The sequence below is a fragment of the Rhizobium sp. GW821-FHT14E12 genome (assembly GCF_058803745.1).
Window position 1 is genome coordinate 1,239,784 of sequence record NZ_JBXAPH010000001.1, and the last position, 13,393, is coordinate 1,253,176.

At 61.6% G+C, this 13,393-nt stretch carries 15 protein-coding genes; 8 read left to right on the forward strand and 7 right to left on the reverse strand.

Annotated elements, in window-relative coordinates; genetic code table 11:
* Positions 1 to 223: 223 nt before the first annotated feature.
* The gene (locus AC1RO0_RS06030; protein WP_498591976.1) at positions 224 to 1,135 is read left to right on the forward strand and encodes a LysR family transcriptional regulator; all 912 of its coding nucleotides are present in this window, start codon (positions 224 to 226) and stop codon (positions 1,133 to 1,135) included.
* Between the two features lie 57 nt (positions 1,136 to 1,192).
* Here AC1RO0_RS06030 and AC1RO0_RS06035 read toward each other — a convergent pair whose 3' ends face one another.
* Complete coding sequence (locus AC1RO0_RS06035; protein ID WP_498591977.1) at positions 1,193 to 1,651, reverse strand: carboxymuconolactone decarboxylase family protein; 459 nt, start codon at positions 1,649 to 1,651, stop codon at positions 1,193 to 1,195.
* Positions 1,652 to 1,768: 117 nt separating this feature from the next.
* On the opposite strand from AC1RO0_RS06035, the gene AC1RO0_RS06040 reads away from it, so the two are divergent.
* Positions 1,769 to 2,653, forward strand: a complete 885-nt coding sequence (locus AC1RO0_RS06040) for a sigma-70 family RNA polymerase sigma factor (protein ID WP_498591978.1) — start codon at positions 1,769 to 1,771, stop codon at positions 2,651 to 2,653.
* A 5-nt stretch (positions 2,654 to 2,658) separates the two neighbouring features.
* Here AC1RO0_RS06040 and AC1RO0_RS06045 read toward each other — a convergent pair whose 3' ends face one another.
* Positions 2,659 to 3,435: an AraC family transcriptional regulator gene (locus tag AC1RO0_RS06045; protein WP_498591979.1), complete on the reverse strand. Its 777-nt coding sequence runs from the start codon at positions 3,433 to 3,435 to the stop codon at positions 2,659 to 2,661.
* 113 nt (positions 3,436 to 3,548) lie between these two features.
* Between AC1RO0_RS06045 and AC1RO0_RS06050 the strand changes: the two genes are divergently transcribed.
* A complete protein-coding gene (locus AC1RO0_RS06050) occupies positions 3,549 to 4,520 on the forward strand; it encodes a DMT family transporter (RefSeq protein ID WP_498591980.1) in 972 nt (323 codons plus the stop codon).
* A 317-nt stretch (positions 4,521 to 4,837) separates the two neighbouring features.
* Here the strand turns inward: AC1RO0_RS06050 and AC1RO0_RS06055 are convergent, their stop codons facing one another.
* Positions 4,838 to 5,353 carry a MarR family winged helix-turn-helix transcriptional regulator gene (locus AC1RO0_RS06055; protein ID WP_498591981.1) on the reverse strand — a complete coding sequence of 172 codons (516 nt, stop codon included), beginning with the start codon at positions 5,351 to 5,353 and terminating at the stop codon, positions 4,838 to 4,840.
* A gap of 338 nt (positions 5,354 to 5,691) precedes the next feature.
* Between AC1RO0_RS06055 and AC1RO0_RS06060 the strand changes: the two genes are divergently transcribed.
* Both AC1RO0_RS06060 and AC1RO0_RS06065 read left to right on the forward strand, forming a co-directional pair.
* Complete coding sequence (locus tag AC1RO0_RS06060) at positions 5,692 to 6,198, forward strand: MarR family winged helix-turn-helix transcriptional regulator (RefSeq protein ID WP_498591982.1); 507 nt, start codon at positions 5,692 to 5,694, stop codon at positions 6,196 to 6,198.
* 30 nt (positions 6,199 to 6,228) lie between these two features.
* Positions 6,229 to 6,501 (forward strand): hypothetical protein, encoded by a 273-nt coding sequence (locus AC1RO0_RS06065; protein WP_498591983.1) that lies wholly within the window; start codon positions 6,229 to 6,231, stop codon positions 6,499 to 6,501.
* A gap of 124 nt (positions 6,502 to 6,625) precedes the next feature.
* Here the strand turns inward: AC1RO0_RS06065 and AC1RO0_RS06070 are convergent, their stop codons facing one another.
* From AC1RO0_RS06070 to AC1RO0_RS06080, 3 genes are all read right to left on the reverse strand, one after another.
* Positions 6,626 to 7,837 carry an adenylate/guanylate cyclase domain-containing protein gene (locus AC1RO0_RS06070; protein WP_498591984.1) on the reverse strand — a complete coding sequence of 404 codons (1,212 nt, stop codon included), beginning with the start codon at positions 7,835 to 7,837 and terminating at the stop codon, positions 6,626 to 6,628.
* A 156-nt stretch (positions 7,838 to 7,993) separates the two neighbouring features.
* Positions 7,994 to 8,896, reverse strand: a complete 903-nt coding sequence (locus AC1RO0_RS06075) for an SDR family oxidoreductase (protein WP_498591985.1) — start codon at positions 8,894 to 8,896, stop codon at positions 7,994 to 7,996.
* A gap of 82 nt (positions 8,897 to 8,978) precedes the next feature.
* Positions 8,979 to 9,719, reverse strand: a complete 741-nt coding sequence (locus AC1RO0_RS06080) for an SDR family oxidoreductase (RefSeq protein ID WP_498591986.1) — start codon at positions 9,717 to 9,719, stop codon at positions 8,979 to 8,981.
* A gap of 124 nt (positions 9,720 to 9,843) precedes the next feature.
* On the opposite strand from AC1RO0_RS06080, the gene AC1RO0_RS06085 reads away from it, so the two are divergent.
* The 3 genes from AC1RO0_RS06085 (at position 9,844) to AC1RO0_RS06095 (ending at position 12,848) form a co-directional block, all read left to right on the forward strand.
* Positions 9,844 to 10,755, forward strand: a complete 912-nt coding sequence (locus AC1RO0_RS06085) for a LysR family transcriptional regulator (protein WP_498591987.1) — start codon at positions 9,844 to 9,846, stop codon at positions 10,753 to 10,755.
* A gap of 141 nt (positions 10,756 to 10,896) precedes the next feature.
* Positions 10,897 to 12,243, forward strand: coding sequence for an LLM class flavin-dependent oxidoreductase (locus AC1RO0_RS06090; RefSeq protein WP_498591988.1), 1,347 nt, complete (start codon positions 10,897 to 10,899; stop codon positions 12,241 to 12,243).
* An 11-nt stretch (positions 12,244 to 12,254) separates the two neighbouring features.
* The gene (locus tag AC1RO0_RS06095; RefSeq protein ID WP_498591989.1) at positions 12,255 to 12,848 is read left to right on the forward strand and encodes a carboxymuconolactone decarboxylase family protein; all 594 of its coding nucleotides are present in this window, start codon (positions 12,255 to 12,257) and stop codon (positions 12,846 to 12,848) included.
* Between the two features lie 92 nt (positions 12,849 to 12,940).
* Here the strand turns inward: AC1RO0_RS06095 and AC1RO0_RS06100 are convergent, their stop codons facing one another.
* The gene (locus AC1RO0_RS06100) at positions 12,941 to 13,369 is read right to left on the reverse strand and encodes an OsmC family protein (protein ID WP_498591990.1); all 429 of its coding nucleotides are present in this window, start codon (positions 13,367 to 13,369) and stop codon (positions 12,941 to 12,943) included.
* Between the last annotated feature and the right edge of the window lie 24 nt (positions 13,370 to 13,393).

Here is a 13,393-nt window from a genome sequence, read left to right on the forward strand (position 1 = left end):
TCCTTGTCTATTCTGTCGAACATGCCCCTTTCCTAAAGCCATTTCACAGGCTTGGCGACCATGTTCAGGATAATGCGGCTTCTAGCGCCCCGTGCCGCATTGCAACAATCATGGAGACAACATATTGTTATTCCGTTCTGAGAATAAGTGGCCTATATTCGACTAGACTATTCACGATAACAAACAATCGACTGCTTTCTCCGTGGTCGAAGGGCACCCTGAAATGGACCAGCTATCAGCAATGCGGGCATTTGCACGCGTGGTGGAAACAGGCAATTTCACCCGCGCCGCCGCAACCCTCTCCATGCCAAAAGCGACGGTGACGACGCTCATCCAGTCGCTTGAGGCGCATCTGCACGCCAAGCTCCTGAACCGCACCACCCGGCGCGTCATGGTGACGACCGATGGCGCGCTCTATTACGAACGTGCCATCCAGATCCTCTCCGAGATCGACGAACTCGACGGCAGCATCAGCAATTCGCAGAGCCTGCCGAGCGGTCGCCTGCGCGTCGAAATGGCCGGCGCCTTCGCCGAAAAGATCATCATGCCGGCGCTTTGCGATTTCTACCAACGCTATCCGGACATCCATATCGACCTCGGCGTTGGCGACCGGCTGGTGGATTACCTGGCGGAGAATGTCGACTGCGCGCTGCGCGCCGGCATGCCGAGCGACCAGTCGCTGATTGCCCGGCGGGTGGGTGAAATACCGCTCATCACCTGCGCCGCTCCCCGCTATATCGAGAAATTCGGCCTGCCCGAACGACCGGACGAACTGGAAAGCACGCATTATGCCGTCAGCTATTTTCGCGCGCAAACCGGGCGGGTCATCCCGTTCGAATTTCAGCGCGGCAATGAATCGCTGGAAATCAGCCCGCGCTATATCCTCTCGGTCAACGACAGCCGCAGCTACGTCAACGCCGCGATGGCCGGCCTCGGCATCGCCCAGGCCCCCGCGTTCATGATTCGCGACGAGCTTGCCAGGGGCGACCTCATCCCCGTCCTCCCCGGCTGGACCCGCAGCCCCATACCGCTGCACATCGTCTATCCCCCGAACCGGCACCTGAGCAACAAGGTGCGTGTTTTCGTCGACTGGCTGGCGAAGCTGCTGGTGACGTCGAAGGTAAGCGAAGCCTGACATGTGGGCCAACCGCCTCCCTGCTGGGAGACGGCTCTTCCTTCGGCACGATCCGGATCAGCTCCAGGATGCCCCCGCCTGTTGCCGGACCGTCGCGTTCAGCCTGTTCCAGACATTGTCGACCGCGATCGAGACGATCAATGCTGACAGCGCCTTCTCGTCGTAGTGCCGGGCAGCCTCGTTCCAGATCTCGTCGCTGACGGCCTCCGGCCGGTCGGCGAGCCGGGTTGCCGCCTCGCCAAGCGCAAGGGCGGCACGTTCAGCCTCGGTGAAATAGGGCATTTCACGCCAGGCGGAGACGCCGACGATACGCTCGATCGTTTCCCCGTCCTTCTGCAGCTTGCGGAACCCCATGTCGGTGCAGACGCTGCAGCCATTGATCTGGCTGACGCGCAGATGCACGAGGTCCATGGTGTTTTCGGACACGCCGCGATCCCTCAGCGAGGCGCTGAGCGCCAAAAGCGCCTGCAGGGTTTCCGGCAGGATAACAGCGGGGTTTTTCATACGGGCTTGCATCATTCTCTCCTTGGATGTTTTGGTCTTGACGATGTCGCTCCCGTGCCGATCCATTGTCACACCAGCCGGACCTCGTTCGTCATAGGCATGACGGAACAGGATGAGGGAATGTGACCGATGGACGAAAAAAAGTGGCAGGCGGAAAAATTCGAGGCCAACCGGCCGCATCTGCGCGCCGTTGCCTATCGCATGCTAGGCTCACGGACGGAGGCGGAGGACGCGGTGCAGGAGGCATGGCTGCGGCTCAACCGTGCCGACACGTCCGAGATCGACAATCTCGGTGGCTGGCTGACGACGGTCACCGCCCGCATCTGCCTCGACTGGCTGCGCAGCCGCAAATCCCGGCGCGAGGAGCCGCTGACCATCCGCGTCCCCGAACCGGTCGTCAGCCATGAGGCCGGAAACGGCACGGACCCGGAGCGGGATGCGCTACTCGCAGATTCGGTCGGCCTTGCGCTGCTGGTGGTGCTGGAAAAGCTGGTGCCGGCAGAGCGGCTCGCTTTCGTGCTGCACGACATGTTTGACATGGCCTTCGACGATATCGCCCCGATTGTCGGGCGCAGCACGGTCGCCACGCGCCAACTCGCCAGCCGCGCCCGCCGGCGAGTGGAGGGAGTACCGGTCGCCGCGGAAGCAGACCTCAGCCGTCAGCGCCATCTGGTCGATGCCTTCTTTGCGGCATCGCGTAACGGCGACATGACTGCCCTTCTGACGGCTCTCGATCCCGACGTTGTCTTCCGCGCCGATGCGGTCGCGACGCGGATGGGCGCGCTTGCCGAAATTCGCGGCAAGTCCGCCGTTGCCGAAACCTTCCGCGGCCGCGCCCAGGGCGCTCGGCTTGCCGTCATCAATGGAGCCGTCGGCGCCGTCGTCATCCTCGGCGGGCAATTGCGCATCGCGCTTCGTCTCACCGTGGCGGATGACGGCAGGATTATTGGTATCGACGCGATGGCCGACCCCGAAGAGCTGCGCAAGCTCGAGATATTGCTGATCGATCCATGAGGGCCTCAACCCAACCGCGTCGGGCTCGTCCCCGTCAGCCGGCGAAACATGGCGATGAAGGCGGAGGCGCTGCCATAGCCGAGCTGCGTCGCGATCCCACGCACCGGTTCACCGGCCTCGATCAGCGCCAGCGCCTTGACCAACCTCAACCGCTGACGCCATTCGTTGAAGGAGATGCCGAGATCATCGTTGCACCGGCGGGACAGCGTCCGCTCGGTCGTTCCCATCCTGCGCGCCCATTCCGCCAGCGAATACCGGTCACCGGGATCGGCCTGCAACGCTTTCAGCACCGGACCGAGCAGCGGATCGTCGGACAGCGGCAGATAGTTTTCACTGCGCGGGGCAAGACGGATCTGGTCGACCAGGACTTGCGCCAGCCGCAGGTCCTCTTCCGTTTCGGGAAGCGTAATATCTCGGGCGGCAAAGTCTGCCAGGATAGCCTTCAGCAATGGGCTGATGCTGAGCGTCGAAGGCTCGACCGGCAGATTGGCGCAAAGCGTGCGCTCGACGTAGACGGTGACATAATGCAGGTCGTGCTGGTTCCACGCGCCATGCATCGTATCCGGCGGCAGCCAGATGGCGTAATGCGGCGGAGACAGATAGCGGACACCTTCGATGACGAACTCGGCAACGCCCGCAAGGGCATAGTTGAGTTCGCCCCACGGCTGGCTTTTGGCCGGGAAGACCGTACCACCCTTGTAACGCTCGGTCCGGAAGGAAACCGGGCGCGGCGGATCTCCCTGAATGCGTGGTTCGCGCGCCGCCATCTTCTGCTCCGACATGTCCGCAATCCGCTACCTATGTCTGAAACTCGCTATATACCGGAAATCAGACAGCCAGTAAAAGCAACATCAACATAACCCCGACCCGGCCGGCCATCCGACAGAAGGACGCCATGAGCAACAAGCCGACCTCTTCCGCCAACGACACCGCCACTATCATGACCAGCGCGGCGCTGGCGCCGTTGCTCACCGTCCTCATCTGGTCCGGCAACACCGTTGTCACCAAGGCGGCAGCCGGCGTCATTTCGCCCGGCTCGATCTCCTTTTATCGCTGGCTGCTGGCCCTCCTCATCCTGCTGCCCTTCATCGGCCCGGCCGCGTGGCGGAACCGCGCGCTTCTCAGCCAATACTGGCTGAAGATCGCCACTCTTGGCGCACTCGGCATGGTGATTTACCAGAGCCTCGCCTATGAGGCGGCCAGGACCACTTCGGCGGTCAATATGGGCGTGATCGTGGCGCTGATGCCGCTGCTGTCGACATTGCTGGCCGGGGTTCTGGCCGGTGAACGGCTGACGGCGACCAGCCTTGCGGGCGGGGTTATCTCCCTGATCGGCCTGATCTACCTGACCTCGCAGGGCCATCCCGCAGCCTTGCTGAGCGGCGGCTTCCATATCGGCGACGGCTTGATGATCGTCGCCGTTCTGTCCAACTCGCTCTACGGCGTGATGCTGAAGCGCTGGGCGATGCCGCTTCCCATGTGGCAACAGCTTTTCTGGCAGATCGGCTTTTCGACCATTCTGCTGATCCCGGTCTTCCTGATCGGCGATATCTCGCCGATCACGTCAGCCAACTTGCCGCTGATCCTCTATGCGGCCATTCCGACATCGCTGCTGGCGCCCCTTTGCTGGATGATTGGCATCCAGAAGCTCGGGGCGGCGCGAACCTCCCTGCTCATCAACCTCCTACCAATCGCCGTCGCGGCGCTCGCCTGGGCCGTCCTCGGGGAACAACTACACACCTATCACGCCATCGGCGGCGCACTCGCCCTCTTCGGCGTCGGCATCGGCCTCCGCCAGGCAAAGGTCGCTAGGGGCGAAGAAGAGCCAAGTGCCGATCAGGCCGCTTGGGAAACCGAGGAGGTTTGACACGGCTGCCCTTCGCTCTACGATATCCGGCTGCGCGGCGGCCATATAGTCGCTGCGTGCCTGATGAACGTCTCGGCCTTTCAATGGAAACAGGCGCAATCCGCTTTTCTCTGGTACACTACGACAAACTCGAAGAGATCGCCCGCTTCGAAAAAGTTCTTACCGAGGTCATGGCGCGGCACAGATAAGCCGCGTGTGAGCGGTGGCGGCGCCCGAACAACTCCGCCACCGCAATGCCTCGCCGCCCCAATTCTGGCCGACGGCTTGATGGTGCTCGAAAAGAGATCAAGAGCGAGCGGGCACGATAGATCTAGCCATCAATCGAAGGCAGCGCCGGAGAGGTGATTGTTGACCGACGATTTGACCTCGCCGATATCCTTCCAGAGTCCGGCGATGATGGTGGGCTCGACATCGGCCATCAGCTCGCGCAGCCAGCCCTCATGGGCCGCTGCCATGGCGGCAAAAATCTCGTTGCCCTTCTTTGTCAGCTTGGCGACGGTCACGCGCCGGTCGCCGTCCGGCGTCACGCGCAGCACCAGACCGTCGGTTTCCAGCCGCTCCACCAGCCCCGTGACATTGCCGTTGGTGACCATCGTGCGCTTGGAAAGCTCGCCGAGCCGCAGACCGTCATGCTCCCGATGGAGCTGCGCCATCAGGTCGAACTGCGGTAGCGTTGCGCCGAACTCATTGCGCAGACGACGGCGGATTTCCTGGGATATCAGCTTTGTGGTCGATAGCATCCGCAGCCAGAGCCGCAGCTCCTGCTTCTTACCCTCCTGGGCACCCTGGACGATGATCTCCAGATCGACGGTTCCGCTCTCGGATTCTGCCATGGTTTCAGCTCAGATCGCCACGTTGCTCTTTCATATAGGAACGGTCTACGGAGCAATATTTGAAATGTCAAAGGTCTAGCGGTTAAGCTCGGAGACAGTCACTTCGCCTGTATTTCCCCCAGGATGAGCAACCATGATTGCGCAATTGGCGGCAAGGCCGACCGGCCGGCTAGGCCGGCTTTTCCTCTGGCGCCCCTTCAACTCCTCTGTTAACCACCGCACCCATGTAGCAGCTCTATGCTCAAAGGTGCCTGCGACGGGTCCGGGTCTTGGCGGCGACTCAGATTCTTGCTCGCGTCATCACTGAAATAGTAAGATCCCACGAGGAGATATCGTTCATGGAGGAACGGTTTTCAGGCGCCGCGTTGCGGTATAACCATAGTGGCTCGGAGAAGCGCCCGACCATGGGCGAAATCGGGCTCAACCACTTTGCTCCCTATCTGATGAACCGGCTGATAGCCCGCTGGAACAACAGCATGTCGGAGGAGCTGCGCGAATACGACATGACGACCACGAAGATGCGCGCGCTCGCCATCCTCAGTGTCTCCTCCTCGGTCACCATCAACGAGCTCTCCGTCTTTGCCGTTACCGAGCAATCGACGATGAGCCGCACCCTGGACTCCCTCGAGCAACACGGCTTCATCCGCCGTCAGCCTCGCGCCGAAGACATGCGTATCCGCGACGTCTCCATCACCGAAGACGGCCGCGCCGCCTTTGAAAAAGTCTGGCCGACCATATACGATCTGTTCCTGCAGATGTTCGACGGCGTGGAAGAAGCCGAATACCGCGCCTTCATCGCAACGCTGCATAAGGTGCTGCATAATATCAGGAAGCATGAGATTTGAAGGCACGCTCGTACTAGCTGGACCAACTCGATGACAAAGAGGGTAATTCTGGGTCAGGAACACGATCAAACCCTTCGAGAGACCGTCATGGAGGTTGTGCATCAACTCGGAGCATCTATTGTAAATCGGAACCGGGCATTCGCTGGCTCGCAAGAAATCGAGACCGTTCTGCTGCAACTGGCTGGGCAGGAAATAACCATTGAGGCAGAAACTTACGCTGGACTGTCCATCACCGGCGACGAGAAAACGATCAATGAAATCTCGGAGCGCGTAAGGCAGGCCATTCGCAACATCCCAAGGTGATGCTCTGCTCACGGAAGGCATCGCCGCCCGCGCCAGCGATATCGATCTCGTAATGATCAGCGGCTACGGTTTTCCGTCACACAAGAGCGGACCGATGTTTGCCGGCGGCTAGCGATGAAAACCGTTACGCCGCTGATGATAGCAGCGTGAACAGTTCCTGCGGACGGTTGACGCCGCGCAGCGCGTAGCGGCCGACCGAGACGAGATCGTTGCTCTGATCCGCTGCCAAGGTCTCGACGAAATTCGACGACATCAGGATATTGCGATCGGCCGAACGGCACATGGAGGCGATACGGCTGACCTCGTTGACAGCCGGGCCGATGACGGTGAAATCCAGGCGGTCCATGCTGCCGATATTGCCGTAAAAAACGTCACCAATATGCAGGCCGAGATAGACATCGGTCACCGGCCTGCCCTCGATCTGCCGTTGAGAATTGAGATCACGCAGCCGTTGGCGTAGCAACGATTCCGCCATCAACGCCGCAGCGCAAGCATCGGCGGCGTCTCTCGCCTTGAAGATCGCCAGCGTGCCGTCACCGATCAGCTTCAGCACATTGCCGCCGGCCTCGTGGATCGAGGAAATCACCGCATCGGCATAGGCATTCAGCATCGGAATGATTTCGTCAGGCTCGGCCGTGTCCGAGATGCGGGTGTAGTTGGCAAGGTCGGAAAACCATAGCGCCGCCGAGATACGCTCGGCCTTGCCGCGCGTGATCTTGCCCTCGAGAACATGCCGGGCGGCATCCTCCCCCAGATAAACCTCGGCAATGGTGCGCGCGATGCGACCAGTGGCGGTGCATTTGATCGCCAATGCCAGCGCCGGCGTAAGCTTGCGCAGCACGCGCAAATCCTCGTCCGGGAAACCCATGGCGGCGGCGGTGGCGAAGTTGGAGTAGAAACAATCCATCTCGCCGATCGTGCCGCCCTCTTCGAAACGGTGCACCATGGCGATGTAGTCGGTGTGACCATCGGCGTGCAGCGTATCAAGACCGTAGAAATCGATCGGATCACCGAAACCGATGCGTCGGCGCACTTCGTCCGTATCCGTCGTCAACATGTGATGAAAGGAAGTACGCTGCCAGTTCTCGGCGGCGATCCCCTGATGCGACGGGCCATATTCGAATTCGCGCTCGATCACCTGACTGCCGTCCCAACGAAAAGCGCGACCTTCGTAGACCGGATGAAGCGTGTCCATCAGCGCCATGGCGCGATCGAGGTTGAGACCATGCTGGCGGCACTGCTCGCAGAAGCCCGCCAGGATATCGGCTTCTCCCATGCCCTTGAGACCGGCCTGCATGAGCCAGCTGGCGATTTCGCCAATGTCCTTCGCGTCCATGGATATCTCCCGACCCTTTAAAGGATTCGCTTTAATACGAAACTTATAGGCTTGGAATGCCGCGCGACACAAAATAGTCCCGACGGAAGCAAGTGATCGCCGCTCCTGTGGCACAGAAGCGGCGATTTGACGCGCGAAAGGGGTGTAAGCGAAGCCTCAGCCCCTCACATGCGGCTTCAGCAGATCCTCCAGGCCGATCCGGCGGAAGAGTTCGGCACGGACGCGATCGGCGACGCCATTGACGATTTCCGCGCCATCCTCAGACGGATCGATATGGACGCGGAACGGACGCCTGCCGAAGGGCATGTTGACGACATCGACGATGGCGACGGCAACCGAGGCGGCATCCGCATCGGCAGGCTCAAGCGAAGCCAGTCCCTTCAAGGCCTGGTCCGGCACACCGGCATAGGGACCATCGTCATATTCGGCGGAACGCACCTTGTCGGCGGGCGAGCCGGAATGAGCGAAATGGTTCGTGCCCTTGGTGAAGGCGCCGGGCACGATGATGGCGGTCTCAATGCCCCAGCGGGTCAACTCGGATGCATAGGAGACGGCGAGCGAATCCATGGCGGCCTTGGCGGCGAAATAGGGCGAGAGATAAGGTGGCGTACCGCCACGGGTGCTCGACGACGACACCCAGACGACTAGACCCTTGCCCTGCTTGCGCAGATGCGGGAGTACGGCGCGATTGACGCGCTGTGTGCTGAGCACATTGATATCGTAGAGCTCGGCGAATTGCTCCGGCGTGAAGGCCTCCGCCGGGCCGAAGGACATGTGGCCGGCATTGTGGATGATGGTATCGATGCGGCCTTCCTGCTCGATAACCCTGGCGATACCGGCGTCGACGGAAGCATCCGCGGCGACGTCGAGTTCGACGGCTTTCAGGTCGACACCGTTCTCCTTGGCAAAGGCGGCGGCTTCAGCCACTTGCGGCACGTTGCGGCCCTCGGTTTGGCGCATGCCGGCATAGACGGTGTGGCCGGCCTTGGCGAGAGCGCGGGCTGTCAAGGCGCCAAAGCCGCTCGATGCGCCGGTGATGACGATAACTTGCTTGCTCATGATCCTGTTCCTCTTGGAAGTGACTATGTTGGGGGGGAATGGCTGGTGAGCGGCGGGAAGAACCCGCCGTCGATCGGGAGGCTCAGACCATGCCGCCATTGGCGCGCAGCGTCTGGCCGTTGATCCAGGAACCATCGGGGCCGGCGAGGAAGGAGACGGCGGCGGCGATGTCATCCGGCGTGCCAAGGCGTTCCAGCGGGTTCATCTTGGCCATGCGGTCGATCAACTCGTCGCTCTTGCCGTTGAGGAAGAGATCGGTAGCGGTCGGGCCGGGAGCGACGGCGTTGACCGTGATCGAACGGCCGCGCATCTCCTTGGCCATGATGCCTGTCAGCGTCTCGACCGCAGCCTTGGTGGCGGCATAGACGCCATAGGCTTCGAGCTTGAGCCCGACGACGCTGGTCGAGAAGTTGATGATGCGGCCGCCGTCGCGCAGGCGTTTGCCAGCTTCGCGCAGCGTGTTGAAGGTGCCCTTCAGATTGATGGCGATCTGGCGGTCAAAATTGGCGTCGTCGGCATCGGTGATCTTGGCGAGCTGCATGATGCCGGCATTGTTGACGAGGACATCGATACCGCCAAAGGCGGCTTCAGCAGCGTCGAACATCCGGCGCACGGCTTCGGCATCGGAAACATCTGCCTTGGAGGTCAGCGCCTTGCCGCCCTTTTCTTCTATTTTGCGGGCCAGTTCCTCGGCGGCGGCTTCGCTGCCTGAGTAGTTGATGACGACGGTGAAGCCGTCCGTTGCGAGGCGCGCGGCAATCGCCGCGCCAATGCCGCGAGATGCGCCGGTAACGATGGCTACTCTGTTGGAATTGTTGGTCATTGTCTTCATCCTTCATATCTCTGCGCCGTGGCGCGTTTCGATGAAGGGAAGATGCCTCTTTTCAATTGGCGGATAATCATCCATTAATCGGCATCACTATCCGAAATTAGCGAACAAAGAAAAAATGGACAGATTCGATGCCATGCGGGTGTTTTCCCGCGTCGTGGAACGCCGCAGCTTCACGCTGGCCGCCGAAGACACCGGCCTGCCACGCTCGACCGTGACCGACGCCGTCAAGCAACTGGAGGCGCGGCTCGGCGTTCGCCTGCTGCAGCGGACCACACGGCATGTCAGCCCGACGCTCGACGGCGAGGCCTATTACCAGCGCTGCCTGCGTATCCTCTCAGACATTGAGGATGCCGAAGGCGCCTTTGCCGGCGCCAAGCCGAAAGGGCTGTTGCGGGTTGATGTCCACGGAACACTCGCCCGGCATTTCGTCCTGCCGAACCTGCCGTCCTTTCTCGAAACCTACCCCGAGATCGAGCTTTACATGACGGAGGGCGACCGTTTCGTCGACCTGATCCGCGAAGGCATCGACTGCGTGCTGCGCGTCGGCACGCCGCAGGACAGCGACATGATCGCCCGCCGCGTCGCCATGCTGGAGGAGATCACGTTGGCCGCGCCGGCCTATATCGAGCGCTTCGGCATGCCCCAACATCCGGAAGCGCTCGATGGCCACCGCATGGTCGGCTTCCGCTCCTCGGCGACGGGCGGATTGTTGCCACTGGAATTCACCATTGACGGCGTGGTGCGCAATATCACTTTGCCCGCCACAATCTCCGTCAACGCCGCCGAGAGCTATTTTGCGGCGGCCAAGCTCGGTCTCGGCCTGATCCAGGTGCCGCGCTATCACGCTGAAGAAGCCCTGAAATCCGGCGAGTTGCTTCATGTCCTCAAGGACTTTCCGCCGACCAGAACACCGGTCTCGATGCTCTACCCCCGCAACCGCCAGCTCTCGCCGCGCGTGCGCGTCTTCATCGACTGGCTCGTCCGGGTATTTGCCCGACAAACCGAAGCTGAGGGCAGCGGCGGATGAATATTTCCCCGAACCGATCAAATAAATGAAACCAGCTCTTTGAATGCGCCCACAGCGCTCCTACGTCGAAGGAGATTGTCTCGCCGGCGCCCGTCCGCCCACGCTGCCCTGACCCCATGATTTTCGAGAGGGACTGGATCCATGACTGAACAGAAGCAATTGAAGCTTGGGGCCTTCATGCGTCCCGTCAGCCTGCATACCGGCGCATGGCGCTATCCCGGCGCTTACCCCGATGCAAATTTCAATTTCAAGCATATTGTCAGCTTTGCGCAGGAACTGGAAAAGGCGAAATTCGATGCCTTCTTCATGGCCGATCATCTTGCCGTGCTGAACATGCCCGTCGAAGCGCTAAAGCGCAGCCATACCGTGACCTCCTTCGAGCCGTTCACCCTGCTCTCAGCACTTGCCGCCGTCACCGAAAGGATCGGCCTCGTCGCCACGGCGTCGACCACCTTCGACCAGCCCTACCACATAGCCCGTCGCTTCGCCTCGCTCGACCATATCAGCGGCGGCCGCGCCGGCTGGAATATCGTCACGACCTCCAACCCGGACGCAGCACTGAATTTCGGTCTCGACGAGCATATGGAGCACGGCGAGCGCTATCACCGCGCCCGTGAATTCTACGATGTCGTCACCGGCCTCTGGGACAGTTTTGCCGACGATGCCTTCATCCGCGATGCCGAGAGCGGCATCTTCTTCGATCCGGACAAGATGCATGTGCTTGCCCATAAGGGGGAGGAGCTCAGCGTACGCGGGCCGCTCAACATCGCCCGCCCGCCACAGGGCTGGCCGGTGATCGTCCAGGCCGGGCAGTCCGACGTTGGCCGCCAGCTTGCGGCCGAGACGGCGGAAGCGGTCTTTGCCGCCCCGCGCAATCTCGCCGACGGCAAGGCGATCTTCGCCGACATCAAGGGCCGCATGAAGCGCATCGGCCGCAACCCGGATCACCTGAAGATCCTCCCCGCCGCCTTCATCGTCGTCGGCGATACGATCGAGGAAGCCAAGGCCAAGCGCGCCAAGCTCGACAGCCTGGTGCACTACGACAGCGCCATCGCCTCCCTGTCGATCTCGCTCGGTCATGACGCTTCCGGCTTCGACCCCGACGGCCCGCTGCCGGCAACGCCGGAAACCAATGCCAGCAAAAGCGGCCGCGAGCGCGTCATCGCTTTGGCCGAGGAGGAGAAGCTGACCGTGCGCCAGCTGGCCCAGCGCCTCGGCGGCTATGCCGGCCTTGCCTTCGTCGGCACGCCGCAGAGCATCGCCGACGAGATGGAGCAATGGCTGCATGAGGAAGGTTCCGACGGCTTCAACGTCGTCTTCCCCTTCCTGCCGCAGGGCCTGCTTGACGTCACCACCCGCGTCGTTCCGGAACTGCAGCGCCGCGGCATCTTCCGCCGCGATTACGAAGGCACGACCCTGCGCGAACATCTCGGCCTGCCGCGTCCGGAGAACCGCTTCTTCAAGCCCGTTTCCGAAGCGGCGCAATAAGAGACATGCCGATGAGCCATATCACGCCGATCGACTACGACACCGCCTCAGAAGCCGTCCGCGCCGAGCATGACCGCGAGGTGGCGCTGCGCGGCCGCATGACCAACATGAAACGAACGCTGATGCATTCGCCGGTGGCGCACCGCATCTATGCCGAGTGGTTCACCCTGCGCGAGGAGCTGCGCCCGGCACTGGACGACCGCGCCGTCTGGCTGTTCTGCCAGGCCATTTCGCTAGAAAGCCGCGCGATCATTCCGGTCGGTTTCTTCCGGCGAGCACTGATCAACGCCGGCCTGACGCCGGAGACCATCGTGCCGACGGAAGACGAAGCACTGCTGATCGATTTCGGCAAGGCCATCGTCAGGGATTCCAATGCCGTGCCGGAGGAACTCTGGGCGCGGTTGAAGGCGCGTTATGACGAACCGACCCTCGTCAACCTCGTCGCTTTCGCCGGCATCATGATTGCCACGGCGGTCTACACCAATGTGGTGAAGGTGGATATCGATCCGGAGCTTGGGGCATATCTTGAGGGGTTTGAGCTGCCGTTTACTCCTTCTCCCGTTGGGGAGAAGGTGCCCGACAGGGCGGATGAGGGGGCGCCCTGAGCGGCAAGCGAAGGGCAGCCTTACGGTGCAACGCCCCCTCAACCTGCGCTTCGCGCATCCTTCTCCCCGCTGGGGGAGAAGGTTTTATCGCCTCACCCCGAAATCACAGTCTCGAACTTCGGATTGCCACGGATCGTATTGCTGACCGTGCAGATCCCGTCCTCGGCAGCATGCGCAATCGCATTGCGGATCTCATCGCCGAAATCGCCCTTGATGGTGAAGGCGATGTTGAATTTTTCGACGCGCGACAGCCCTTCCGTCGCCTTCTCGCCGGTCACCACGGCGGTGACTTCGGTGAGCTTGTCGAGCACGCCGAGGCTGCTTGCGGCCATGCGGGCGCTGAGCACGAGGCAGGCCGACAGCGACGAGTAAAGCAGGTCGAGCGGGTTGAAGCCCGGCTGCGATGGCGAGGTGACGATATCGATCTCGCCGCCGGTGACCGATGTCACATGCGGAAAGCCGGTGCGGCCGACGGTGGCGGTGGCGCCCGTCTGTCTCGTCTTCACTCTCAACTCGGCCATATCGAAAATCCCTCAAATTAAAAG